This is a genomic window from Sphingobacterium detergens (genome assembly GCF_003610355.1).
Lineage (GTDB): Bacteria > Bacteroidota > Bacteroidia > Sphingobacteriales > Sphingobacteriaceae > Sphingobacterium > Sphingobacterium detergens.
Window position 1 is genome coordinate 23,037 of the sequence record NZ_RAPY01000002.1, and the last position, 26,666, is coordinate 49,702.

14 protein-coding genes are annotated in these 26,666 nt (G+C 40.5%); 9 read left to right on the forward strand and 5 right to left on the reverse strand.

Translation table 11 applies throughout. The annotated features are described in order from the left end of the window. Nucleotides 1–65: 65 nt before the first annotated feature. Entirely contained in the window at nt 66–698 is a 633-nt protein-coding gene (locus DFQ12_RS12155) for an MgtC/SapB family protein (protein ID WP_120259343.1), read from the reverse strand. A 272-nt stretch (nt 699–970) separates the two neighbouring features. Between DFQ12_RS12155 and DFQ12_RS12160 the strand changes: the two genes are divergently transcribed. The 3 genes from DFQ12_RS12160 to DFQ12_RS12170 all read left to right on the forward strand — a co-directional run bounded on the left by DFQ12_RS12160 (nt 971) and on the right by DFQ12_RS12170 (nt 8,215). Further along, nucleotides 971–3,025 carry a CBM96 family carbohydrate-binding protein gene (locus DFQ12_RS12160; protein ID WP_120259344.1) on the forward strand — a complete coding sequence of 685 codons (2,055 nt, stop codon included), beginning with the start codon at nt 971–973 and terminating at the stop codon, nt 3,023–3,025. A 548-nt stretch (nt 3,026–3,573) separates the two neighbouring features. Beyond that, nucleotides 3,574–6,654: a SusC/RagA family TonB-linked outer membrane protein gene (locus DFQ12_RS12165; RefSeq protein ID WP_120259345.1), complete on the forward strand. Its 3,081-nt coding sequence runs from the start codon at nt 3,574–3,576 to the stop codon at nt 6,652–6,654. Between the two features lie 49 nt (nt 6,655–6,703). Further along, nucleotides 6,704–8,215 carry a RagB/SusD family nutrient uptake outer membrane protein gene (locus DFQ12_RS12170; protein ID WP_208642544.1) on the forward strand — a complete coding sequence of 504 codons (1,512 nt, stop codon included), beginning with the start codon at nt 6,704–6,706 and terminating at the stop codon, nt 8,213–8,215. Between the two features lie 276 nt (nt 8,216–8,491). Here the strand turns inward: DFQ12_RS12170 and DFQ12_RS12175 are convergent, their stop codons facing one another. Then, nucleotides 8,492–9,634: a peptide-N-glycosidase F-related protein gene (locus DFQ12_RS12175; protein ID WP_120259346.1), complete on the reverse strand. Its 1,143-nt coding sequence runs from the start codon at nt 9,632–9,634 to the stop codon at nt 8,492–8,494. 649 nt (nt 9,635–10,283) lie between these two features. Between DFQ12_RS12175 and DFQ12_RS12185 the strand changes: the two genes are divergently transcribed. Further along, complete coding sequence (locus DFQ12_RS12185; RefSeq protein ID WP_120259348.1) at nt 10,284–11,891, forward strand: TlpA family protein disulfide reductase; 1,608 nt, start codon at nt 10,284–10,286, stop codon at nt 11,889–11,891. Between the two features lie 132 nt (nt 11,892–12,023). Here the strand turns inward: DFQ12_RS12185 and DFQ12_RS12190 are convergent, their stop codons facing one another. Together DFQ12_RS12190 and DFQ12_RS12195 are read right to left on the reverse strand one after the other, a co-directional pair. After that, a complete protein-coding gene (locus DFQ12_RS12190; RefSeq protein ID WP_120259349.1) occupies nt 12,024–13,223 on the reverse strand; it encodes a hypothetical protein in 1,200 nt (399 codons plus the stop codon). 23 nt (nt 13,224–13,246) lie between these two features. After that, nucleotides 13,247–15,655, reverse strand: a complete 2,409-nt coding sequence (locus DFQ12_RS12195) for a TonB-dependent receptor (RefSeq protein ID WP_120259350.1) — start codon at nt 15,653–15,655, stop codon at nt 13,247–13,249. A 396-nt stretch (nt 15,656–16,051) separates the two neighbouring features. On the opposite strand from DFQ12_RS12195, the gene DFQ12_RS12200 reads away from it, so the two are divergent. Together DFQ12_RS12200 and DFQ12_RS12205 are read left to right on the forward strand one after the other, a co-directional pair. Next, the gene (locus DFQ12_RS12200) at nt 16,052–17,821 is read left to right on the forward strand and encodes an erythromycin esterase family protein (protein ID WP_120259351.1); all 1,770 of its coding nucleotides are present in this window, start codon (nt 16,052–16,054) and stop codon (nt 17,819–17,821) included. 74 nt (nt 17,822–17,895) lie between these two features. Continuing rightward, nucleotides 17,896–19,083 carry a hypothetical protein gene (locus DFQ12_RS12205; protein ID WP_120259352.1) on the forward strand — a complete coding sequence of 396 codons (1,188 nt, stop codon included), beginning with the start codon at nt 17,896–17,898 and terminating at the stop codon, nt 19,081–19,083. Nucleotides 19,084–19,159: 76 nt separating this feature from the next. On the opposite strand, the gene DFQ12_RS12210 is transcribed toward DFQ12_RS12205, so the two are convergent. Beyond that, the gene (locus tag DFQ12_RS12210) at nt 19,160–19,765 is read right to left on the reverse strand and encodes a helix-turn-helix domain-containing protein (RefSeq protein ID WP_120259353.1); all 606 of its coding nucleotides are present in this window, start codon (nt 19,763–19,765) and stop codon (nt 19,160–19,162) included. 1,424 nt (nt 19,766–21,189) lie between these two features. Here DFQ12_RS12210 and DFQ12_RS12220 point away from each other — a divergent pair. Genes DFQ12_RS12220 through DFQ12_RS12230 form a run of 3 tightly spaced genes read left to right on the forward strand, consistent with a single transcriptional unit; the run spans nt 21,190 to nt 26,623 of the window. Further along, nucleotides 21,190–22,053 (forward strand): TlpA family protein disulfide reductase, encoded by an 864-nt coding sequence (locus DFQ12_RS12220; RefSeq protein WP_120259355.1) that lies wholly within the window; start codon nt 21,190–21,192, stop codon nt 22,051–22,053. Between the two features lie 12 nt (nt 22,054–22,065). Then, nucleotides 22,066–25,266, forward strand: a complete 3,201-nt coding sequence (locus DFQ12_RS12225) for a SusC/RagA family TonB-linked outer membrane protein (protein WP_120259356.1) — start codon at nt 22,066–22,068, stop codon at nt 25,264–25,266. 10 nt (nt 25,267–25,276) lie between these two features. Further along, the gene (locus tag DFQ12_RS12230) at nt 25,277–26,623 is read left to right on the forward strand and encodes a RagB/SusD family nutrient uptake outer membrane protein (RefSeq protein ID WP_167457262.1); all 1,347 of its coding nucleotides are present in this window, start codon (nt 25,277–25,279) and stop codon (nt 26,621–26,623) included. Nucleotides 26,624–26,666 lie beyond the last annotated feature (43 nt).

The following is a 26,666-nucleotide window of genomic DNA, read 5'->3' on the forward strand; positions in this document are numbered from 1 at the left end:
AGAATAACGTTAGTACCTCACTTCTAAAATCAATAGCCTCGCCAAAGTCAGGAGGGGTAAAAGACTTAGAATTTAAACTCGTCGATTGTCGGATCATTAAATAACAGCTTTGCACAATTTTCATGATTCTGGGTCGTGCCCTGTACATACCAGATGACGGTATATTTCCCACCACGTCGGATCTGTTTGCCACGTTTTGCTTTTAGGGAATGTTGCCTAAAGATCCCTTCATATTTGGTCAGAACAGCCTCATCATATGGAAGTGTAATTTCATAGGTATAGCGCATACTGATCCGGTCGATAATGTTCTGAATGTATTTAAAGACAATAAGCATTAGGAACACGGCAATGGAGCCAATTGTTGCTTCTTTGTAGTAACCCGCACCAATGGTCATGCCCAGTGATGCACAGATCCAGATCGTGACCGCTGTGGTAAGACCCGATACACGGTTTTCCTCTTTAAAGATGACACCTGCGCCTACAAAACCTATTCCCGTAATTATATTGGCAGCGATACGGTCGGGACTTCCCGGTCCACCCAGACTCAAGGAGAGCATCGTAAACATACAGGATCCCAAGGTAACCAATATCATGGTCCGCAACCCCGCTGATTTCAGCTGGTACTCCCGTTCAAGCCCAATAATGCCACCCACAATAATGGAAAATAGGATGGGATGGATGTCGTCAATAAAATTCATATTCTCGCTTTTACCTACCGTAAAAGTAGCGTGTTTCGGCTTTATTTACAAAGCGCTTTTGTCTGTCCGCTAAAATTATTTTCACTTATGGACTGAAAATAAAGTATTGGCGGCAATAGGGGCCTCAATCATGGGATGAATGACAGTAAAGCTGAGGGTTCAGTAAAGAAAATATATAATTTTTGAAAATAGTTCAGGACAATTTTTGATTTTATATGTTATGTACTAAGTGTTAATGAATAACCTTTACGATAAAAGTTTAAACCAAAATTATGAAACAAATTATTATCCTGATTTCAATTGCCTTGCTGGGCTTGTTGAGCTGCAAGGAATCCGACAAACTCGTTGCAAATGATGTACTTAAAGCAAAGGCGTTCGCCAATGGCACGGCATCGGGCACAACCTACTATGTCGACCCATCCGGGAGCGATGACAGTGTCGGCACAAGTGCCGGATCCGCATGGAAGACCCTCGCGAAAATTAATGCCTCAGTGTTCAGTCCGGGGGACAGGATCCTTTTCAAGAGTGGCGGCGTATGGAATGACACCCTGCATATCAAAAGTTCTGGAGCCAGCGGGGCTGCGATTGTGCTTGACAAATATGATGGTGAGGTGCGACCGGTCATCCACGGTGGTGGGAAAAGAAATGGTTCCAATACCCTATTTTTAAATAAGGTATCTTATATTGAAGTGAATAACCTGGAACTGACCAATACCGTGCCCAGTGGAACCAGTTATGCGGCAACAGGAATCCGGGTCAATGGTGGTACCGATATTGCTATCAAGAATTGTTATATCCACGATGTCAATGCCGCATTTGATGGCAAGCCAAATTTTGTGAAAGCGACCGGTGGTATTATTATTGATGGCACGGTGAGTAATGTTTTAGTACAAAGCTGCCATATAGCCAACTCTTCTGTCACGGGTATACGCACCACCGGCACAGCGACAAATGTACTTTTTGACGATAATCTGCTGGAATATATCTACGGCGATGGTATTATTATGGCCGGGGCGACAGGCGGCTGTAAGATTACCCATAATACGGTCTATAAAGCCTGTATGAATACAACCAATTATAATTATGCTGGTATCTGGACCGTAAAGAGCAAAAACACAGTCGTTGCGTATAATGAGGTATATGGATTGACCGGTGGTGGAGCCAATGACGGTATGGCCTTTGATGCCGATGGCTACGATGCCAATTCCCCGACCAATGGGGATATTTTTGAATACAACTATTCCCATGACAACAACGGCGGCTTTATGCTGTTTATGTACAATTCGCAGAATATTACTGTACGCTATAATGTCAGTGTCAATGATATCGGGACGACCGGTAAGAAAAAACTATTTCTTTTCAACGGTAGCACAAACCGCAATCACCAGATTTATAACAATGTATTCTACATTAAGAATCCGGGAGGTACCATCTTCCATAGTGCGCCATACGGAACCTATTCAAATAATATTTTTTATGTGGCACCTTCGGCCACGGGTTTGGTTTTGGCCCGCAATGATGCTGGCGCATCTATTCCCTTAACAACCCAGACAAGATTTAATAACAATAACCTTTACCCCGGCAATGTCTTTACGGCATTCAACTGGGGAACCGCACCATTGAGCAATAATTTTTATACAGATCCTGCTTTCTTAAATCCGGCTACCGGAACGGGTTTTGATGTTGCGAAGGGCTATGATGTTGATCCCAATTCCCCAGTGCGCAATGCGGGGATATTGATTGCGGGCAATGGCGGAAAAGATTTTGTCGGCAATGTTTTACCAGCGGGCAATCCAGATGTCGGTGCTTTTCAACACACAGTAATTTCACAGGCCGGCAGTAGTCTTGCCGATGCCTATGTGCGCAATGGTACCTATGCTGGTACCAATTATGGTACATTGCCGGATCTGATCGTAAAATCTGATGCGGTATCTTATGCGCGCAAATCGTATGTCAAATTTGATATCGCCGCAGTTACGCGGCCAAAAGTAAGTTCGGCGGTTTTAAAAATGTATGTCAGTGGCGTCAATACAGCACCGCAGCGTACAATTAATATCTATACGACAAGTACCAGCTCCTGGCTGGAAAATACCATTAACTGGAATAATGCACCGATGGACACCGTATCGGCCGGGAAGATCGTTGTTTCGGGCGTGGGTCTTCAAAGCATTGATGTTACCAATGCCATCAACAGACAGCTGACGGGTACAGATCGTAAAGTATCGTTTCTATTTCTGAACACCGGAGCTGTTTCGTCAACCAATGATATGGCATTTAGTAGCAAGGAAGCTGCGGCAAACAGACCAGTACTGGAACTGCAATATTAGTATATTTTAAAGAAATTTCATTTTCTTCGGGACAATTCGACGTTTCGACCGTCATATTATAGAGGCGTGTTTGCGAAGGGAACGGAAGGGAAAAACTTGTTTAATAGTAATCGCCAGCGTATCATATCCTTTAGGGTATGAAATAGAAGAGTAAATGGAATAAATTAGCATTGAGAAGGATGTCAACTTATAATTGACATCCTTTTTTTTGTTTCGGTCCGACGAAAACAATATGGCTAAATATTTGTAAAATTCTTGGGACAAATCACTAAACCAACCGTCTCTACTAATTTAAGAGGGCGTTAAGATTAATGATAGCCAACTCGCATTGCGGAGGGTGAGCATTAATGATGAGGAACTCAAATTTTTTATAAATCTAAAAGATATGACAATGAGAAAAATCTATGTTACAAGGAGGCAATCCCATGCCTTCAATTTTTGGTATCAGCCCATAGCGAAAGACCCTCCGTCTATGTACTACCTTCATCTAAGGGCAGTATTTGCTTAAGATCTTGTACAAATTAAAACACATTTATAAAACAAAAATTATGATCAAAACTATTCGAAAAATAGTGGGATGCATGTTATTGCTTTTCTCGCTATGCTTCCAAGCCTTTGCGCAGACGCATACGGTTTCAGGAGCGGTTTCAAATGAGCAGGGAGCACCCATTCCTGGTGCATCAGTCAGCATTAAAAATAGTGCTAACCCTGCAGGGACAAAAACGGATGAAAAGGGCACATTTACGTTGAAGACAGCCCCCACAGATACATTATTGGTATCTTTTGTTGGATACGACATGGCAACCGTAGCTATTGCAGGGAAAAGCAACATACGTATTGTATTGAAACAATCCAATAATGTGATCGAAGATGTTGTTGTGATTGGCTACGGAAGTAGACGGAAAACCGATTTGACGGGTGCGGTAGGTAGTGTGAAGGGCGATGTTTTGCAGGAACGGCCTTCATCTTCCCTTAACCAGGCATTATCAGGCCGTATTTCCGGGGTCAATGTATCCTCCAATTCAGGACGACCCGGTGGGCGGGCCAATATCCGGATTCGTGGTATCAGCTCCATCAGTGTCTCCAATAACCCACTGTATGTGGTAGATGGGGTGATCTTAAATACAACAGGAATGGCGAATGGTAGTTCACCGATTGATTACATCAATCCAAACGAAATTGAGTCCATTGATGTACTGAAAGATGCTTCTTCAACGGCTATCTATGGTGCTAGGGGAGCCAATGGTGTCATTCTTGTGACCACCAAACGGGGAACGGCTGGCGGCGGTAAGGTGAACTACGAACCTTATTTCAGTGTTGGTGTGGCACCAAAGAAGCTACCTGTACTTAATTCAGCGGAATTTTTACGTGTTGAAGAGGAAATTTATAAAAATGCGCAGAAGTACGATCCCGTAGGCTGGGCCAATGGGGACAAATATACCGATCCGCGGACCAAAAGAACCGATCCGCGCTTATTTGACAAAAATGGTAATCCCTTGTACGATACCGACTGGCAGGATGTGATGTTTAAAAAAGCATTTACACAAAATCATCAATTAGGCTTTACTAACGGCAATGAACAGGGCAACTACGGGATTTTTCTGAATTATCGCAATGAAAATGGAATTATTTATGGTTCGTCCCAAAAACGGTATTCGGGTCGTTTTACAGCCGAGTCCAATATCAAAAGCTGGCTAAAGGTAGGTGGAAATCTAAGTTATACAGACCAGACCGAAAAACAAGTGGATGAGTTAAACGGTGGCGGTATTGTAACCATGCGGCAGGTATTGGAAGCGATTCCGATTATTCCGGTTCGTTATCCCGATGGCACCTGGGCTGCGAATAAGGATTATCCGGGCATGGAAGGTGGCGATAATCCGGTTCGGGTAGCAGATGATAGACTTTATTACCTACGCACCCAAACGATGCTGGGCAATGTGTTTGCGACATTTAAATTGGCTGAGGGATTGGAGCTACGCTCGGTGCTTGGAACCAATATTATTAACCAGCGCACGGATTATTTTGCGGCCAAGGGGATGAAATATATCTCCGATAATGGTAATGCCTCAGTGACCAATGATCGGTATAACTCCTGGCAGTTTGAAAACTACCTGACCTATAATAAGACTTTCGCCGACATACATGCGATCAACGTCATGGCTGGTCTTTCCTGGCAGCATGTTGATTATTTTGGGAGTGTTGCCAATTCGGAAGGTTATGTCGATGATTTTTTCAAATATAACAACCTCGGTGCTGCAGCAACAGCCTTACAACCCGGTTCTTCGGCCAATGCTTATGGTCTGAATTCCTATTTTGCACGTATTAATTATACCCTTAAAGATCGATATCTATTGACCCTGACTGGGCGTACAGATGGTTCGTCCAAATTCGGTAAAAATAATCGCTATGCCTTTTTCCCTTCGGCAGCATTGGCATGGAAAGTCAATGAAGAGGAGTTTTTGAAAGATCATGCTTTCATATCCAATCTAAAAGTAAGGACCAGCATCGGCTATACCGGCAATTCTGAAATCCCGGCTTATCGCGCCGAGCCGGGAATGAATAACTATGGTGTTATTTTTAGTGGTGCTCGAGTGAATGGTGTAGGCGTTGGCACCATTGCTAATCCTGACCTCAAATGGGAAAAAACTCAGCAGATTGATTTTGGATTGGAACTTGGGTTATTTCAAAACCGGATTGCTGTAGAATTAGATCTTTATCGCCGGAAAGTAGATAATATGCTGCTCAATGCAACAATACCCTATACTTCCGGTTACCGCAGTGTCTTCACCAACATAGGGAGTATGGAAAATAAAGGAATAGAATTCTCTTTGAATACAGTCAATGTGAAGAACGAAAATTTTACATGGAGTACCAATTTTAATATTTCGGTCAACAAAAACAAAGTGCTGGCTTTGGCGGGAGGAAGTGATCTCTATGCCGGTAATACGGTGATTCGTGTTGGCGAACCAATCGGCGCATTCTTTGGCCGTATTGCTGAAGGGACCTATGGAACTGGGGAAGCTGAATTGGCCAAAAAATATGGTCGATTGCCGGGAGATATTAAATATCGCGATCTCAATGGCGATGATGTCATCAATGATAATGACCGCACGATTATCGGTTACGGTACACCAAAAGGTTATGGTAGTTTTATCAATACATTCACCTATAAAGACTGGTCTCTTTCAGTAGATCTACAATATATGTACGGTAATGATGTATTGGACCGGAGTCTTCATTCTTTAGAAGACAGACAGGGCATGGCGAATAGTTATAAAACCGTGTTAAATGCCTGGACTGAAACCAATCAAAATACAGCAATTGCACAGGTAAGACCAAACAATGCCTATTATGACACATTCAATGACAGTCACAAGATTACTGACGCATCATTTATACGTGGACGCAATTTGCTTTTATCTTATAATTTACCCAAAGATCTTGTTAACCGATGGAAACTTGAACGTGTTCGTTTTTATGGCTCAGTACAGAATTTCTTTGTTGCGACCAAGTACAAAGGCTATGATCCCGAGGTGTCCAATTCGAGTTCTCCTTTGGAGCAAGGATTTGCTTTGTATGACTATCCTAGACCACGGACATTTATGCTGGGCTTGAATGTGACTTTTTAGGGGGAGTGAATTACATGAATAAACGTTAAGAAAATTAAAATTTAGACAGATGAAACCAATATATATAAAATACCTGTATTTGGTCGTCGGAGCGATGACCTGCTTTTCTTTATTTTCAGGTTGTAACAAATTTTTGGATGAATCCAACCCTTCCAATTATACGATTGACACCTATTATACCAAACCGGAACATGCCCAAGCCGCAGTAGATGCGACCTATCCCTCACTTCGTGAAATTACTGGAAGTGGGTTTGGTGGTGGTGCCTGGACCATGACGGAGTTTGCGACGGGATTAGCCAATACCGATCTTGGACAGGCCGTAGATAGCTATTATGTGAAGGATCTTCGTAATACCTCCGAAAATGGCTATGGAACCAATTATTGGGGCAACTATTATACAGGCATAGCAAATGCCAATCTCGCAATTGCCAAGATCCCGGGGATCACCATGGATGCGGTGACAAAGAAACGTCTTTTGGGTGAAGCGCGTTTTATGCGTGCTTGGTATTACTTTACATTGGTTCGATTATTTGGGAATATTCCATTGTTAACCGAGCCGGTACTTTCCACCACAGATCCCAATTTTAAACCAAAACAAGCCAAGACGGAGGAAGTGTATACCCAAATTGTCGAAGATTTAAAGCAAGCCGAAGCTGCGGGGCTTTCGTGGACTAGTCCCGAAGGTCGGGCCAGTTTGGGAGCCGCAAAGTCGTTGTTGGCCAATGTTTATTTGACGATGGCGGGCTTTCCGCTGCAAAAGGGAAAAGAGTACTACACGCTTGCAGCCCAGAAAGCTGCCGAGGTGATCGATTCCAAGCAATTTAAACTGTTTGCCAGCTACGAAGATTTGCACACGCCAGCAAAGAAAAATACGGAGGAACATATCTTTATGATCCAATTCAAGACAGGTGTAATTCCAGGCAATTGGCAGGAACTGATTATTCCTTATAACAAAGGGATTTCGGCCTATTCTGCTGAGACTGGAGGGATATACGCCAACCCTGATTTTGTAAAGACCTTCGAAGCCAATGATCTACGTACAAAAGAAAAGCAGTTCTTTTTTACCAAATTTACAGATGAGAAAGACCGGACGAAAACTGTCGATTTAGGTGGTTATTTTATCTATAAGCTTTTCGATGTGGCAGCACAGACCACCGGTGCCAATAGCGATCTTAACTATGGATTGATCCGATATGCCGACGTCCTTCTTACCTATGCCGAAGCCATCAATGAAGTTGGAGGACCAAGTGAAAAAGCCTATGAGGCAGTCAATGCAATTCGGAAGCGTGCTACGCTGACTCCGCTTAGCGGATTGTCTGCAAATGATTTTAGGGAAGCAGTTTGGCGCGAACGCTGGTATGAACTCTGTTATGAGAATAAAACTTGGTTTGATATGGTAAGATTGCGTAAAGCCTTTAATCTAAGCACAAAGAAGTTTGACGATTATGTTGGTCATAAATTCTCCTATGGTCCGGTGTTACGGGAACGAGAACTGTTGTTTCCGATTCCTTCTACTGATATCTTAAACAATACCAATCTGGTACAGAATCCAGGGTATTGATCAAAGAATTATGATTAAGGTTAGTTCAGGAGGCCGCCTTATAAGTAATTATGGGGCGGTTTTTTTGCTAAGATGGATGTTTCGGTACCTAGCATTTAATTCTGACGAACAGAAGAGGTATAAGTACTATCGAGAGATGATCCAGACATTAAATCCCGCAAACACGAATTGGTCTAATGAATAGGAAACCAAGTAAACGATGTAAATAGTAAAGGTAAAATGGAGTGTAATTTTCTTTACACTCCATTTTTAGTATCTACAGTTTTTATCGAACGATTAAGGTCTATTGCTCACGACAGGTGACCCGCTTATCGGAGAATTACTTTCGATGATCATATAGGTAGAGAGGGCATAATAAGCACCACCAGTGTCAACGCCGTTATCCCGCCATTTTTCGGTTAGATTATTTGGATTCCACTGATCTTCCTGGAGTACATAATTGAAGTTGAAAGAGCCACCAGCTTTTGGTGATGCCAATACATTTGTGCGCACAGGTACTTCTAGACCAGGACACCAGCCCGCTCTGTCAGGTGTCCAGTTCCCAGCTTGGTTTTTGACAACTTTAGGATTCACAGCACATCCAAGCCCATTCATATCATGTACAAAAGTTGGGCTGTCATCGATACTGATTCCATGTTTGCGAAACGCCCATTCAGCGAATCTTCGGCCACCTGGAGCGGCAGGATAGGCTTGACCCCATCCCGAAATAATGCTTCTGAATGAAGTACGCTCAACATTTGAAGGCATGCCACTGATGTTAAAGCCCGTTTGTTTTCCGTTGTAGTTATTTGCTGTCACTGTACCTTTGCCAAAGTTAATTCCAGTCCAGGACCAGTCGTTGTATTGCATGATCGGGACGACAGCACTATATTTATAGGTTGGCGTTCCCCTCTGAAACTCGAAATCTATGGAAACTTCCCATGTACCGCTCCATACTTCCGCTCGTGTTTCTAAGGTAACATCTCCGATAAGTAGTGACCGAAAATCTGTTACATCGATGACCCAGCCACCAGGGATACTTGTATTATCTTTCCCGTAAGGCGTAATCCATCGTCCCAATTCATAACCGTAGGTCTTGTTGTCGTCACCATTGCTTTTCATCAATCGGACATTGGCATAGACATCCCAGGGAGGGCAGCCCCCCGACGGACAGGTCAAGTAAACATGCATGAGAATTTTTTTGACATCGGTACTCGAGCTCGGAAATTTAAATTTCTTTGCCACTACAGCAGCATTTGCTACAGGTTCTTTTGAAAATGTTTTAACGGTTGTGTCAGTCGCATTTACGATCGCTTTTTTTGCCAATTTTTCTCCTGCGAGATCCGTAGGTGCAAGTTCTCCAGTCGGTTTCTGACAACCGGAAATACTCCAAAAAATTGCCATAACCATTGGAATGATAATAAGGAATTTTGTTTTCATGCTAATTAAGTTTATAAGTTCTATATATAGACAATCGAAATTGAAAATTGTCTTAAAAAAGACGAAATAAAATTTCTGTTCTTCAGATAGATCCAAAAACTTTAATTGTTTCGCTTTTGATGCTATTGAGCTGCTGCTGCAGTCTTTAAAAGATCTATCTGAATAGGTGAGGGTAGATGCCTAGTTTCATGTTGGTCAGTGTATTAGTCAGTCTTCAAAAGACCAGATGATTTGTCTAGGTTAAATTACTATTGTTCTTGACCTTAGTTGTAAAAAGGAAAATCAGGCTACCGAATAGCGGTACAAGGACAATCATTAAAAAAGACGGAAGCAGAAAAGGCCGGTTCCGTTCGCGGTGTTTGAAAAGCATATATAGCGAATAGATTTTTAGCATAAATTCCAGAACAGCGAGCAACTGCCACAGCACAATATCGGCTACAAATAAAAAGGTGAAAGCCCACATAAATAAAAAATTAAGTCTATATACTATATGACGGCTGAGCGAGCGAATTGTCCCAAAGAAAATGAAAAAGTAGTTCTTAGGAGAGAGGAATCGGGTTATCCGTCACATTTTAAGGGTTGTATCCTTGAAACTTTTGGTTTGTTTGGTGTAAAATGCTTAACTTAAAGGGATTAAAAGCCATTAGTTATGAAATATCCACTCATAGTCTTTTTTATTTTTTTGAATTTTTCGTTTGCAGTGGCGCAAACATCTTCGAAAAAAACAGCAACCATTGATCCCGATGGTTGGATGAAGCAGGAACTCGCTAAGGCGAAGATCAAAACAGTACTAAAAAACTATGATAAAAATTTTTTTAGACCAGATACTGTGCGTATTATTGGTTATATTGAAGGTTATAGTTCTAAGCTTGGTTTTGCAAGTGGTATTATCTACAGTGGTAATCAATTGACCACGGAGCAGTATCCAGCGGCAATCCGTATTTATCCCGATGGCCGTTTTGAGACCAGTTATCTGGCTACTAATCCGGAAATGTCTTATGTGTATTTTAATGATGAGATTTATAAGTATTATATTGAACCCGGTCAAACCTTAGCCCTGATTTTTAAGACTTCCCAAGACAAAAAGATGGAATTAATCCGGTACGGTGGGCCACTTGCATTGGACAACCAACAGCTAAAAGATTTTAAATGGGAGGACAACCAACAGAAATTTTATCGAAATTTCGATAAGCTATTAACGGAAAAGCCAATACAACAGATCAAAGACCAGATCGTAGCCACTTGGGATTCCGTACAAGGGGATGTAAATAGCCGTCTGGCGAAATCAAAATATACGGCGAAAGTAAAACATCTGATCCAGAGTGAGGTGGCAATCAATTATGCTTCACAGCTTTTTAACTCCGAAATGTATAGAGGGTATTTTGCAAAGCAGGATACAGCCAGTCCGAACCTTAAAGGAAAGATTCCAGCAGATTATTTTGATTTTATAAAACGCTTGGATCTGAATGATCCTTCACTTTTTGTTACTAGGCAATTTTCGACATTTATCAATCGTTTTGAGTACTCTCCGCTGTTTCGTCTAGATGGATTTAATAAGGTAATAATGAATCAGCGAAAAGGGGATATGTATCAGGCATTGGATTCATCTAATCGACAGGCCAATGCAGCGATAGCCGGAACATTGGTTACTGAAGTCGCAAAACTACGGACCTTGAAAAACAGATTGTCAGTTGCTGGGGATACCGCTCGGATGACGACGATTTCTAACAGCCTATTGGCGGTTCTGACCAATAGTGAACTAAAAAGGGAAGTGCTGGCTTTAAAGACCAGAATAAAGAAAACCATGGATGGTTATGCGTTGCCGCAGACTGCATCTGCTACCGTATTTAAAAAGCTGACGGATAAGTACCGTGGTAAAGTTGTTCTTGTAGACTTTTGGGCGGAATCCTGTGGCCCCTGCCGTGCTGGAATCGAAAGGATGAAAGAGGAACGATTAAAACTCAAGGATAATCCCAATCTTGTATTTGTTTTTGTGACGGACAGCAGTGGTACCCCAGATATGAATTTTTACAAGGATTATGTCGTTAAAAACCATATGTTCGAAAGTTATATTGTTTCGTCAGACGAATACCTGGCACTACGGGAGCTATTTAAATTCAATGGAATACCGCGGTATATCCTGATGGATCCCGATGGCAAGATCCGGAATGATGATTTTCCGATGCATAACTGGCGTTTTGAACTGCCCAAGAACTACCCACAGTTATTTAATAATATGTTTATGCCGGGAAGTTAGTGGTCGGTTATTTTCTGTTAAGGAAGCAGTGAAAACGAGAAGAAGAAAATATGACTAAAGGCCTCAATTTAAATTACATAAAAATCCGCTCCCTACAAGGAGCGGATTTTTACACCGACAGTGTGATCTATCTTATTTTAATTTATTGATGTGATAAACCTGGGTTACACCCGGATCAATCTCAGCACCTTTTTTTACACTGTTATTCTTGATATTATACTCGTAAATAAACCATTTTGATGCCGTAGTTTTTACAGCAGTATACAGGTTACCATTTTCGATCAGGTTGATTGTTGTCGTCGGATCTCCGCCTGTCATTTCAGCTAGGTTGGCAACGATTCTTTTATTAGCAACATCGATCACATAAGGTCTGATGTATGCTTTTCCATCACCCAACCAAGCAAGGTCACCACCTTTTACTGCGTAGTCTTTTAGGTCAAATAGATAGTTTTTATCAAATTGAGTCTGACCATTATTGACACGCATCAATGCATAGGTACCATCCGTTTTACCACGGGTCAATATATATAGATTATTGTTATCATCCAGGAACGAATAGTTCTCTCTTTGCCAGTGACCCGCTACATAACTCGCTCTGTCGTCGCTCATCACATGACCGTTTTGCATGCTTGGGTAATCACAGATATAGACGTAAGCTTTCTTGTCTACTGGTTTGTAATCGTAGTTATAGTAGAAGAAACCAAAATACGCTTTTCCACCGCCAATGCGCATACTGGTGACGTTGAGTATCGTCGGATCAACACTGCCATCGGGTTTGTAAACGGTATAGTCTAACGTTGGAATCTGCGCTTTTAAGGTTTTTGAGATCGTCATATCCTTGGTATTCATAAAGTAGATGTCCTTTTCAAATACTTTTTTCTCCAGGTTTGCGTCACTCGCTCCTGTTCCCGTAAAAACAATTTCGTCCGTGCTGCTAAACTGGGCTGCAACTTTCCCCAGATAGAAATCGGTTGGGAAAGCATAATTATCGACTTCTTTGAATTGCCCGTTGTCTGTCAGTTGGTGTTTACTAAAACGGGTTCCGTCATTGGATAAGTAATAGTAGCCATTAAAAATATAGGCATAACCTGCATATCGGGCTTGCGGCAGGTTGCCCGTGATGTCAACCCCTTTGTTATTCGCAGGCGACAATAAGGTATCCTTCATGATTTTATCGGTCGTCAACAGGTACGATCCATTGGCGGTAGCCACCCAGACAGAATACGCCGATGGTATGGTTTCTGTCACTTCAGGGATGCTCGGGCTATCTTTGCAGGAAGATAATAACAGTCCTGCTAATGCACAATAGCCAAATAGTCTATTTGTTTTCATGATTATTGATGGTATTTGATGAATTATAGTAATGATATTCTAAATTTTACGTAAAATGCTCTTCCGGGCTTTTGGAGACGAAAGTTGTCATAGGCGCGTTCATCAAAGATGTTGCGGGCCTCAGCAGAGATATTGTATCTGTTGCGGTTCCAGGAATAGCTCACCAGCAAGGAGTGAACAAGCTGTGTGGGGATGTAATTTTTTGAAGCCAGCGAACCAAGATGGCTATCGCTCAGATAAAACCATTTGGTATACTGCGTTGTCCAGTTAAATTGTGTGCGGCTGCCTTTGCTGAACCAGTCATTTTGAGCAAAACCAAGATCTAGATTGCCGTATGTCCAAGGTCGGTTGGGTATTTGATAGCCATAGGACAAGCTAACCTCCTGACTGGTTTCGTTGGTATATTTTTGGTTGTCGATGGCTTTATCATAACTTCCATTTAACGCGGCGGTGATGATATCTTTATAGCCATAGCGAAATTCGAAACTTCCACCATATATTTTTACGCCCGGAATATTATAGTACTGAAATTTGTCGCGTTCATCGTTTGTGACGATACGTACATTTTGATAATCTTTTGCCAGGCGGTAGAATCCCGAAACGTCAAGATTTATAAAATGGTTTTCATTAAAAAATGTATTATAATAGAAACCCGTGTTGAGGTTGTCGCTACGCTCAGGCTTGAGATCCCAATTGGCAAGATAGTTTTGATCATCACCATACATGGCAATCATTTCGGGCATATTATAAGCCCGCTCGGCAGAGAATTTAACTCCGCCATCTTTGAAAATCCGGTAACGGGAAGCAAAGCTATAGCCTTTGTAGCCTAGATATTTTGATTGTGTGATAATAGCACCACTCAAGATTTCATTATTATCTCCGAATTTGCGCTGATCAACCTGCTGATCGGTATCTATGCCGTAGTATTTGATCGCAATATTGGTGACCAAACGCTTGTCAAACCATTGACTCTGCCAGGCCAGCCCTGCAATATGCTTAACCATGTTTTTGGGCAAACCTGAGGTATTATTGTTTGCTATTTTATCAAAGGTTTTGCGGTAATTGCTGCTGATATTATAGTTGAGGTTCAAACTATGGTTGCGACTTTCGTCGAAGTCATAGTTCAGATTTATCCTTCCGAGTACACTATTGGTGTTTTGTTTGTTGTAGACCTCCTTTCGCCTGTTCTGACCATTGGGGTTGCTGATCGGATTACCAGTCCATTCATAGTTATATTGTGCTGTATCCCTGTTGCGGGTGATATCAAAGCCATAGTTTGCGTAGATATCCGCATATAGCCGGTCAACAATGAAATTTTGCTTTTTATAGCTCAGGGTAGGCATGATATAAGCCGATTCTCGCCAGCTGCCACCATAAGGCTTGTTGATCGTGGCGCCGAGCTGATTTTGTTTATTATTTCCGGAATAGGTCAGACCAACGAAAAACTGATCGGCCCAGCTTTTATCGCGGAGGCCAATCTCAACTTGGGCCATAGACGAATAATAGCGGTCATTGAAGCGCCTCACCACATCAATGGGGACGAATTTATTATTTACTACTTTTTCAAAGACAATACCGTATTTTTCCTCGGTATACATTTTGTAGTCATTGTCCGAATAGTTGTAAAAAGCATTTGTTCGGACAGATAGTTTATTTTTGGGATTGGTATACATCCCGACTAAAGATGCCTGGTGGGTATTGAAGGAACCATAGCTATAGCTAAGATCCAAGAAATGTCTATTCCGTTGTTTGGTAATGATGTTGACAGCTCCCCCGAGGGCATCCGATCCTAAAAATGCAGGAACAACCCCTTTATAGATTTCTATTCGGTCGACCAAATTAACCGGGATATTATTTAAAGACATAGCAGATCCGAAATCATCCATCGGGACACCGTCGATATAGATCTTGGCGGCAAGACCATTGATACGGAAGACAAAATTGGAACCCAGTCCACCGTCTTCCCGAAAGGTCACGCCGGGAGCTGTACGGAGAATCTGGCTCACATTGGCGGTCTGGTTGGCATATCGGTTCATGTCAACAACACTCACATTGAATCCTGATCTTTTTATTTCGTTGACTTTTTTTTGGTTTTCCGTTTGCCCTTTTACATGGACAATTTCCAGCATGTGGTCATCCTTTTTGAGCTGAAAGTCTTTGTAAGTTTCATTACTTTTCAATGAGACGCTTTGCGTGATATAACCGACAGAGGTTACCTCAATTTTAAGGTTCTGTTTGGAATCAATTTTTAATTTATAAAACCCATCGATATCAGTTGATGTGCTGAGGTTGGTGCCGACAACGGTAACGGTGGCGCTTTCGATTGCTTTTCCGAAGGCATCTTTCACATACCCTGAAAAGGACGTTTGAGCTTGTGCTATGGAGGTAAGGAAAAATACCGAGATGAAAAAAATGTAGGTTGACTTGAACATGCTATTAACGTTATGTATGTTTTTTATAGTGACATATGATTAGATCGTTTAACTATACTCCTGCCAATCAGCTTTATAAGGAGTATAAGTTTTTCAAAGCGGGACAAATATAAGTTTATTTAGATTAAATACAAATAATAGTTTTTACATTTTTTAACAATATCATGTTAAGGGGACTACTGTAGGCTGAGTTATTGCCAGGCAGTGAAGGGAAAAACAGAGGGATTTAGGACGGAATGACTAGATCGGAAAGGCAAAAGTTTTTTGTGTCATTTTTTTTCTCGTATAAGGGTGTTTTTTTTCATTACATGGATAGTTTTTTTTGTATCTTTAATTTAAAGAAAATAATTATATTGAAATAATGCTTTTTACAATTTATCAATTCTAACCAGCCCTATGAACGGAATTTCAAAAATTCTAATTGCCTTTACATCATTATGCTTGTCTAGCATTGTTGGCTTTGCACAGAAAAGTCAGAACTTGAGCTTTGAACTCAAAAACTATAACACGTCATTGCCCAAATATTGGATTGTCGGTGGGAAAGGTTTCAGCTATTTGTTGGACAGCGTAGAAAACCACGCTGGAAAATATAGTCTAAAAATGGAAAAGACTGGTGACCTGAATGGAGATTTTGGAGTTTATACAGGCACACTTCCCATCGAAACTTATGCAGGTAAAAGCGTGGAATATCGAGGTTGGGTAAAAACGAAAGGTGTCAAGAACGGCTATGCCGGACTATGGCTTAGGGTTGATGGCGAGAATGGTGCTACATTGGGATTCGATAATATGGAAGACCGGGGACTGAAAGGGGATAACAATTGGACACAGGTTTCCATCAAGATGGATGTTAACAAGGACGCAAAAAACATAATTTTTGGTGGATTATTTCCAGGAGAAGGAACTGTATGGTTCGACGACCTCGAATTGTATATTAACGGTGAGAAATTTGTTGACATTGTAGAGGCTGCTCCCAAAACGTCGCTCTCGCCAAGTGAGCTAGCTGCGCTTAAAAAATATAGCTATCCATTACGAACATACGAGCCCGATAGTGGCGATACAAAAGATCTTAAACCGCTAGATAAATTAATTGGTAGCAGTAAAGTAGTTGCTTTGGGTGAAGTGACCCATGGTTCGAGCGAGATCTTCAAGATGAAGAACCGTATCATCCAATATTTAGCCGTAAATAAGGGATTCGATCTGTTTTCCATGGAGGCGAATATGCCCGAATCATATAAGCTGAATGATTATACAGTCAGGGGAGAGGGCGACCCCAAAAAGCTGATTGCAGGTATGTATTTTTGGACCTGGCAGACCGACGAAGTATTGAATATGGTCGAATGGATGCGAAGGTTTAACCAGCCAAAACAACGCATAACATTCACAGGTTTCGATATGCAATTTTACGCAGGAGCTGTAAATGAAATTCTAAATGCATTCAAAGAAAATAAGGAAATAAAAGATAAAATAGACAGTCTGAAAAACCAGCTAGACGTTGTAAGAAGTAATGCCCAAAAAAACAGCGGTATGATCGTCGTCGATGCTAGCGCGAAGAAGGAAATCAATGACATGATCTCATTCTTAAAGAACAGCGTCGAAATATCTTCGTTTAAAACTGCCGAAAAAGCATGGTTACAGCAGAATATCGTTATTATTGAGCAATATCTGGCTATGAATAACTATTCGTGGCGCGACGAGTGTATGGCAGACAACTTTATGTGGATAAAAGAGCAAAATCCGCAATCAAAATTTGTCATTTGGGCGCATAATGCACACATCATGGAAACAAACCAAATGCAAGGGGATCGCCTTGCACAGAAACTCAAGGATGATTATGTAACTTTTGGATTTTCTTTTTATGATGGAAGTTATACTGCCGTTGGCAAAAAAGGCCTTACTAGTTATGACGCGGTAAAAGCTTACCCCGGAACCTTGGAATATTTGCTTGAGCAAGTACAGGAACCGATGTTTATTCTTGATCTAAAAAAAGCCAAATCTGATAAGCATAAAGATATCGAATGGTTATTGGGCAAATTAGAATATAGAAGAACTGGCGCAGGAGGAGGTAACCCGATAGAGTTCTCAGAAGGCAAGATTTCTGAAGATTTTGACTATTTGATTTTCATAAAAACATCATCACCTTCCACCCTTTTGCCAGCGAATAGATGAAGTGTTTTAAGAACGGAGAAAAATGAAAATACTTCGGGACAGTCCCAGGTAATCGACTTTAAAAAAGAGAATGTATGAAATATCTTGTATTCAGAATTATTGTTTTTATTTTTTCGTTTACAGTATTATGTCAGTCCTGCAAAAAAGATAAAGTAACAACACCCGAACCGACGTCCAAGGAAACAAAAAAAAATGGCGTTAGTAAAGCTTGGCGGGTAGACTCCCTACAACAGGTTCTAGAAAAAAAAGGGGTTGTCGTTCGGTCCTTAAAGATAAATACAGACAGTACGCAGGTATCGTTTGACATCTCCAGAGTTTTGAAGGGGGCTGAAGAATATGGTGTATATCAGCCAGGTGTTACCAATGATATGAGTACCTATCCAGATCATTATATCGGCAAATACCTTGATGGAAGATCCTTTTTGGAAGATGGAAAATTTATTACACCAGGTTGGACCAATGGGAAGTCTATCGCGCAAGATGTACAGATTGTTGGTGGTAATGGAACCGTGCTACAACGGGGAACCTTGCCCGAATTAAGAAATTCAGACGTGAAAGTTTGGAAATCGCAAGTGACGAATGCGCTGGGAGAAGCAAGGATCAATGAAAATAGGGGCACTACTGTTGTCAAGATCGGCAAGTTTGCGAAATATAAAGACATCAAGGATCAATTCCTCTTCAATCATTCCGATATCGGAGCGGCTTTTGAACCCGGCTATCCCAAATTTGACTATAAGACAGATGATGAACCAATTGAAAGCCGAAATGGTGTCTTCGTCTTCTTTAGACAAGATTATTATTCGATGTCTATTGATTCAAGCAAGATAAATTGGAATGTATATAAAGATGTTTTCCACGATTCAGTTTATGTAAAAACAGATCCAGTCATGATGAATTCGATTACTTATGGAAGATATGGAATATTGGCTATTGATAGTTGGGCCACAACAGAACTGATGGAACTTTTACAAAAAGCGATGTCCGATTTTACACAGTTGACAGATGCCGAAAAGAAAGTTCTGAGTCGAGTAGATGCGGCACGTTGTTTCTTCTTCGGATTACCCGAAGACTGGCGTTATAAGGCCTTTGTCCACAAATCTCCATTGGAAAAGATTCAATTATTTGCTGAAATCGTTAAGGATAATCGCTATAGATTTCGGCCCTGGGGTGATGCACCAACCTTTTATCGCTTATCTACAGTTCGGGGTAATAGCCCATATAATAGTAGAATAAAAAATGAAATATTGGCCTTCGATTTATAAGTTCGGGTAATATAACCAGATTCCATTTTTACAATAGCATAGATCCGCTTCCGGTGGGGAGCGGATTTTTTATGTATTAGCTCTTTTTCTTGTATAGGAATATCTTTTTCGTTGAGACACTATTATCATTGTTGACCCGAGGGGTTGGGATCTTTTCAATAGTCCCGTTATCCACATGTTTTTTGAGCAGTTCGTATAATCGCCCAGATTCGAGTTCAAGGTCATATTCATTAGCGAAATCAACAAGCATCATAGCGACGGTTTTTGCGGCGTCGAAATAATCTGTATATTTTACGATATAGGCAATGTATTCCCTTTCGCGTTTGAGGCCTGTACTGGTTGGAAGTTGAACAAATTCCGTTTCTTCCTCTTGCGAATAATTCATGCTCTCTTGTAAGAGTTTTGTTTTAAAGTTTTCCAATTCAGGTAATGCTGCTGTCCCTATACTAAGCGTTTTATCAAAATCAAAGAAGTCTTTTAGCACAATAGAAAGTGATTCACATATTTTACTTACAGTTTCGACAGAAATTGGGATAGTCCTACTGTAATAACTCCGTATGGCACTTTCGCCGATTCCGGCAAATTTTGCCAGTCCAGTAATTGTTAATCCACTTAATGTAAGAATCTCTTTAATACGGGCTGAAATAAGTGTTGCTAGTCCTTTATTGGTTACTTTTCCCATTTAGTGATCTGTATGAATATATTTTTTAAAAACTTTATTTGTTTGTTTTATTACAGTTTTGTATATTTGTATTAGCCTTTCATGCTGCTGTCCGACGAGACAGTCAATGGAAAACTTACTTTAAAAAAAGCAAGTTGTTTACCACAGGTTATCAATTGACATCGGTTAGCGGAAGACTTGTTATAACCAATACATAAAATTTAAATAATGAAAACAATAACATCTGAAACCGCTAGAAAGAAGCGCTCGCCGCCAGCGTAACACCCAACAATACTAAAACCATGAATGGCCGATGCTCTTGGTATCGGAATGCCAATAAGAAAAGCTGATAATAAGCTCACTTAAAGCATATCATGATTGGTTTTGCCGATCTGATTTTTTTCAAAATCAATGTCCAGCAATTGTTTGGTTCTACTTCTTTTAGATTTGCACCTTAAAAGTAGGGGATTTATAATTAATAAACAACGATTTTGAATTAAATCGCATAGATTTTCTATATGCTAAGGGTCGGTTTTTTTACTTCCCAACTGAATGCGGTAGTTTTTATATCTATTCCCGTGTAACTGTCTTGAACCGCATCTAAGATCTATAAGTTCTATTTAACAATGGAGTGACCTAACGAAGTTTAGGAACCTGGAATCGCTGATTTCGATCGGACCGGGCAAGCTATGCACTTGGGTCACTCTTTAAAAGACAGAAAAACAATGCTTAATTATCTCAGCTTTGTTCGGTTGGATGCGGCATGCTATGAGCTACATGAACATGGGTATGCCCCCCTTAAAAACATCGTGGATTTTTGGAAGACTTATTCCCTTACGACTGTTCGGAAGTATATTTTGGGCTTATATATTTGATATTGATCACAGATGGGATGATTTCGATAATACATTTAATATAACTTTAATTATAATTACACCTTTAAACTTTAGAGAATTATGAGAGCAGTAGTTTATTACAATTCGACATAAAAAGACTAAATTTGTAGCCTATTTAGTAGCGGCTATCATCAAGACGTATCTGTATCCCATAACTCGCAAAGCAAAGGAAACACAGATGCAACGGGTGAAGCCCCATACCGTGTATTTATTCTCTTCAAGATAGATAAAAGCATAAGGTGTGGGCAGCTCACCCGCCTTTTCCGAACATGCGAGTTATGGGGGGCGGGCAGAGAACCACATCTTTATTTTTTTACTGATTTCCTCTACCGCCTATAATCTAATTTATTAACCGATTATATTATAGACGATTAGGATTTCCTCGCAAAGGTATATCGCCATTATATTTCTACAATTTTTTTGGTACATACTGTACAAACCATTACTTCGTTATGGACAAAATTGAGGTACACCAGTTTGTAAATAACATGGGCGAAATGGATATTGCGATCTATTCGATCGTCTGTAATAATCACAATTTAACCGATTATGCAGACCTTAAAAGTGTTGGCGGTAAAAGAAAGTTTTAACAATAAATGTCATATATCCCCCCAAAAAATAGTAACCGTAAAATCCACAGTTTCAAAGAATACAATATTATTGAACAAGAGTACGACGTTGCTTTCGCTAACCATACTGTTTCAAATGTTTAGTTTATCCTTCGCGCAGTCCGTGGAAACACGGACTGATAGCGGAGTTATGCCGAAGATTACTAGGGAGAATGTACCCTATTTTGTAGAAATTAAGGATGATTCAAGGAAAAATGAATCAGTATTGTTTTATGATCCAAAAGCCAATATAAAAAAGTATCCACTATATGAATACAAGGCAAATGTAGATCGTATAGCACCGATCAAACTAAATAAAACTGTTCCTGATGAAATATGGGATCTTCCAGTAAGAATTGTAAATGACATTCATAAAAGGGATAGTATTACACTACGAGAATTAGCGAAAGATAAAATATTGGTACTTGACTTTTGGGCAAGGTGGTGTTCACCCTGTTTAGAATCTATGCATAAATGGCAAGAACTACAACCTAAATATGCAGACCAAGTGCAGGTCGTTGGCCTCATGATGGATTACGAGTATAAAGCCGAAATGATTATAGCCCAAAAAGCCTGGACAATGCCCCAACTGGTTGGTCCTGAGGTTTATTTGATTAATGCCTGCTTTCTTGATAGCCCTGTTTTAGGGCCATCGGCTTGGATTCGTGACGGAAAATTTATAGGTACAACAGAAACTAGAGCAAATAAAGAAGAATTACTTGAAGAGTTAATAGTCAACAATATTCCCACTATTCCTGAAAAATTTAGATGGAAAATGAATGATAAGAAGGTGAAAGGAAACTAGAAAGGGGGATACATGAAGAATTATATATTGTTAGTATTTCTGCTAGCTTGCTGTTCCGTAAATGCTCAAATTACTGGATATGTGTTTGATGAAGACGGTAACCCACTGGGCGGAGCAACCGTGAAATTTTTAAAAAGCAGGAGTTCTGTTCAGACCAGACAGGACGGCTACTTTTCCTCTGTAAATGCAACAACACCGGACAGCCTATTGATTCAATTTATTGGTTATCATGACAGAAAAACCTTGATCATGTCGAATAGCGGTAATTTACGTATTCAGTTGGAAAAGAATCCATATGCACTTGAAGAGGTGCAGGTCGTAAATACAGGATTTTATAAGATACCGAAGGAACGGGCGACAGGATCTTTCACAACAATAGACAATAAATTGCTCAATCGTTCAGTGGGAGGGGACATCTTGCAACGGCTGGATGGTGTCGCTTCCGGGGTGCAATTTGTCACACCCAATGGAACCAAGACATCAGATATTCGGGTGCGTGGGTTAGCAACGATCCAGTCTGATGCAAGCCCGCTGATCGTAGTCGACAACTTTCCATATGATGGCGATATTACCTCTATTAACCCTAATGATATTGAGAATATTACTGTACTTAAAGACGGTGCTTCTGCCTCGATTTGGGGTGCAAGAGCAGGCAATGGTGTCATCGTTATCACCACAAAAAAGGGTCAGTATAATCAGTCAGGAAGGTTGTCATTAAATAGCAACGTGACTTTAGGGCAAAAGCCGGATCTGCTCTATAATCGGAAACGCCTACTGAGCGAAGCAGTTATGGAGATTGAAAAGGAGAAGTACGAAAATGGAGGGTATTATATAGAGGATGGTTCCCAAACCTCATTTCCTGAATACGTGGAGATGTTGATCGCATTAAACAATGGTAGTATAACCCAACAGGAGTTTGACCGTAAAGAAGCTATATTAAAAAGCACGGAAGTTCGCAAGGAAGCTATGAAATATTTGTACCAATCTTCCATTTACCAACAGTACGCGTTGAATGCTAGGGGCGGTGGTGAGCGTTTCACTTATTATGTTTCAGGGGGATACGATCATAATCGAGCCAATGTTATCGGAGATAAAAATAACCGTATAAACCTGAACTCACAAAATACATTCAAACCTTTCAAGCAAATCGAAATATCCTCCTCATTCTGGTTTACACAGCAGGGTAGTTATGGCAATGGAATATCGTTAAGTGAGTTAGCGGGGGCAGCAAAACATGTAGGCATGTCACCGTATAACCGGCTGATGGACGAAAATGGTATTGCTTTACCGATTATCTATGAATACCGAAAGCCATATATCGAAGATGCGACTAAAAACGGATTACTGGATTGGGAATATAGACCCTTGGATGAACGTGGTCTTACTGAGCGAAAGGTATCTGATCAGGAAATTCGTGCAAATATGAGTGTCAAGTATAGTTTTATGAAATTATTCGATTTTACCGGTACTTATCAATATCTCAAAGGAAGTCGCGATAATGCAATAGAATACGATGAGAAGAGTTACTATGTCCGTAATTTGGTAAATAGCTTTACCCAAATGGATGGTAGCAAGGTTATCCCGGAAGGTGGAATATTCAGATACTTAAGTCCTGAAAATACGGTAAGCCACTCTGGCCGTATGCAGTTAAACTATAATCAGGATTTTGGAGCAGAACATCAGGTAAACGCACTAATAGGAAGTGAGATAAGAGAAACAGTAGTTAAAACTTCTCCAGGTTCTACACTTTATGGTTACGATCCTGAGCTGTTAATGGGTAGTTCAAATTTTGATTATACCAAAAGCTATCCGGTACGGCCTGATAGTTATTCTGGAATCCCTTCATTGTCCGTTGAAAACGCACAGTTTACGGATCGTTATCTCTCTTATTTCGGTAATGCAAGTTATACTTATAGGATGAGATATATTTTGTCCGGTTCATTGCGTTGGGACGGTTCAAACCTTTTCGGTGTTAAAACTAACCAAAAAGGAACGCCTTTATGGTCAATCGGGGCAAGCTGGGAAGTATCGAAGGAGTCTTGGTTTGAACCAACCTACATAAATTATCTGCGTTTAAGAACCACGTTTGGAAGTGCAGGGAATGTTAATAAAACTGTCAGTGCATATCCAACAATTAGACATTCTGTGAATGATAGGATTACAGGTTATAACTGGGCAAATCTAACAACAATAGGCAATCCTTCCCTTCGGTGGGAACGCGTGAATACCCTTAATATCGGGCTGGATTTCAGAGCACTCCGAGAAAGAATATCTGGTAGTTTAGAATATTATGTTAAAGACGCAAATGATCTGATCGGGGCTGATGTTCTCTTGCCGAATACCGGGGTAAGTAGAGGAGGAACGGCAATAAACTCAAACTTGATAAATTACGCTAACCTTAGAACAAGGGGTTTTGATTTGCAGATCAATTCGCTTAACCTTAACGGTGTTTTTCAATGGAATACGAATTTTTTGTTCAGTTATACCAAAAACAAAATCCGTGATTACAAGGCCAATAAGAGTACAATGCTCTTTAGCTATTTCGAGAACTCGCCTGTTCCTGTAGAAGGCAAAAGCAGAGATATTTTATATGCTTTACCTGAATATCGTCTTGATCCCGATGATGGTACAGTGCTGATGTATCTTAACGGCGAGCGAGAGAGGAATGCGATCGAGTACTACAATAGTTTTACTGTGGACCAATTGGTTAATATGGGAGTCTCGGTACCTCCTCTTTTCGGATCTTTACGAAATGATTTCAGTTGGAAAGGCTTGGCTTTGTCTGTTCTTGTATCATGGAAATCAGGCTATGTGTTTCGGCGGAGTACACACTCCCCGGGACTGGAACATACTATAGTTTATAGTTATCATATGGACTATCTCGATAGGTGGCGAAAGAAGGGAGATGAAGCACATACATATATCCCTGCAACATCATCTATTTCTACGGAAAATTTCGGACCAGACATAAATAAATTTGCAAATTTTGTTTCCAAGGGAGACCATATCCGCTTACAGGATATTAGGCTCTCCTATGTTTTTCCTAAGCATGCACGCTTATTTTCTGGCATCAGAAATATGAGCATAAATGCGTATGCCCGAAATCTTGGAATATTATGGAAATCCAATAAGCAGGGCATAGATCCAGATTATGTGGAAAGTGATTATATCGCTCCGCGCACATTTGCCCTTGGACTGCAGGTTGATTTTTAATACAATGATTATGGAAAAGAAATTATTACTTAAAATCGTCTTATTGTTGTCACTTATTTTGAATGGCTGTGGCAAAGAGTTTTTGGAGAAGAAGAGAAATGCTAATCAGGTTGTTCCATCCAAAGTTGCCGATTATCAGGCTATCTTGGATAATCGTACCAACATAAATAACAATTATTCTGCGCAACTTATGATAATCGGCACAGACGAATATATCCTTACCGATGAGGCATGGAATGCTATAGGATCTACATATTCCTATTTGAAAAATGGATATATATGGGCCGATAATGTATATGAAGCGAATGATGTTAATGACTGGAACAAAGGTTACCAGCTGATATTATATGCAAACATGGCATTGGATGTTGAGAAGGTCAAGCCAACTAATACTGAAGAAATAAAGGAATGGAATAATGTGAAGGGACAGGCGCTTTTTCATCGCGCATTTGCATTTTACCAATTGGCCCAAACCTTTTGTGCGCCTTATGATCTAATGACAGCAGACAAGAAACAGGGCATACCATTGCGTACAAACTATGACGTATCGGTAAAACCTGAAAGAGGAACATTAAAACAGGTATATGACATGATCCTTCAAGACCTTAATAAGAGTGTCGACCTCCTCCCAGATTTGCAGCCCAACAATTATAGACCATCAAAGATAGCTGCATATGCCTTATTGGCGAGGATATATCGGGAAATAGACCAATGGAACGAGGCGTTAGCCTGCGCTGAAAAAGTTCTGCAAGTCAAAAATCAACTTCTGGATTATAACGATTTTAGAAATGTTAATCGGTATACTTTTGGAGGATTAAAAAATGGACTGGACAATAAGGAAATTATCTTTTATTGCTTTAGTAGTTCTGGATACTTGAGGCTTATCGCAAAATTACCTGAAAATTGGCACGATGAGGTATTTGGAGAAGATGGCGATTTAAGGCCGAGCCTGTTTTTCAAAGATAATGGTCTGTATTTTGGTTCCTATGCAGGAGGTGAATATTTTACAGGGTTAGCTATAGATGAGGTCCTATTGATTCGGGCAGAATGTTATGTGAGAATGAACGAAATACCCAAAGCAGTCCAAGATCTCAATAATCTCAGGAAGAACAGGTTTACAAAAGAATCCTATCGCAGTATTTCTGACCAGACAAAAGAAAGCCTGTTGGCTAGTGTTTTACTCGAACGAAAAAGAGAACTATATATGCGAGGAAACAGGTGGAGCGATCTGCGCCAGCTAAATCTAGATGACCCAAAAAATAGAGTAACATTGGAACGAAAGATCAATGGTACTGAATATCGGCTTGAACCTAATGGTCCAAAATGGATATGGCCTTTTCCCGATGTTGAACAATAATAAAAAAGGGAGGAAAACTTATTTGATTTAGTTTATCCTCCCC

Coding starts and splice junctions, on each gene's coding strand:
- DFQ12_RS12185 (WP_120259348.1), top strand. CDS start 10,284: ATGAAATATCCACTCATAGTCTTTTTTATTTTTTTGAATTTTTCGTTT.
- DFQ12_RS12210 (WP_120259353.1), bottom strand. CDS start 19,765: ATGGGAAAAGTAACCAATAAAGGACTAGCAACACTTATTTCAGCCCGT.
- DFQ12_RS12205 (WP_120259352.1), top strand. CDS start 17,896: ATGAAATATCTTGTATTCAGAATTATTGTTTTTATTTTTTCGTTTACA.
- DFQ12_RS12200 (WP_120259351.1), top strand. CDS start 16,052: ATGAACGGAATTTCAAAAATTCTAATTGCCTTTACATCATTATGCTTG.
- DFQ12_RS12165 (WP_120259345.1), top strand. CDS start 3,574: ATGATCAAAACTATTCGAAAAATAGTGGGATGCATGTTATTGCTTTTC.
- DFQ12_RS12230 (WP_167457262.1), top strand. CDS start 25,277: ATGGAAAAGAAATTATTACTTAAAATCGTCTTATTGTTGTCACTTATT.
- DFQ12_RS12175 (WP_120259346.1), bottom strand. CDS start 9,634: ATGAAAACAAAATTCCTTATTATCATTCCAATGGTTATGGCAATTTTT.
- DFQ12_RS12190 (WP_120259349.1), bottom strand. CDS start 13,223: ATGAAAACAAATAGACTATTTGGCTATTGTGCATTAGCAGGACTGTTA.
- DFQ12_RS12225 (WP_120259356.1), top strand. CDS start 22,066: ATGAAGAATTATATATTGTTAGTATTTCTGCTAGCTTGCTGTTCCGTA.
- DFQ12_RS12170 (WP_208642544.1), top strand. CDS start 6,704: ATGAAACCAATATATATAAAATACCTGTATTTGGTCGTCGGAGCGATG.
- DFQ12_RS12195 (WP_120259350.1), bottom strand. CDS start 15,655: ATGTTCAAGTCAACCTACATTTTTTTCATCTCGGTATTTTTCCTTACC.
- DFQ12_RS12155 (WP_120259343.1), bottom strand. CDS start 698: ATGAATTTTATTGACGACATCCATCCCATCCTATTTTCCATTATTGTG.
- DFQ12_RS12160 (WP_120259344.1), top strand. CDS start 971: ATGAAACAAATTATTATCCTGATTTCAATTGCCTTGCTGGGCTTGTTG.
- DFQ12_RS12220 (WP_120259355.1), top strand. CDS start 21,190: ATGCAGACCTTAAAAGTGTTGGCGGTAAAAGAAAGTTTTAACAATAAA.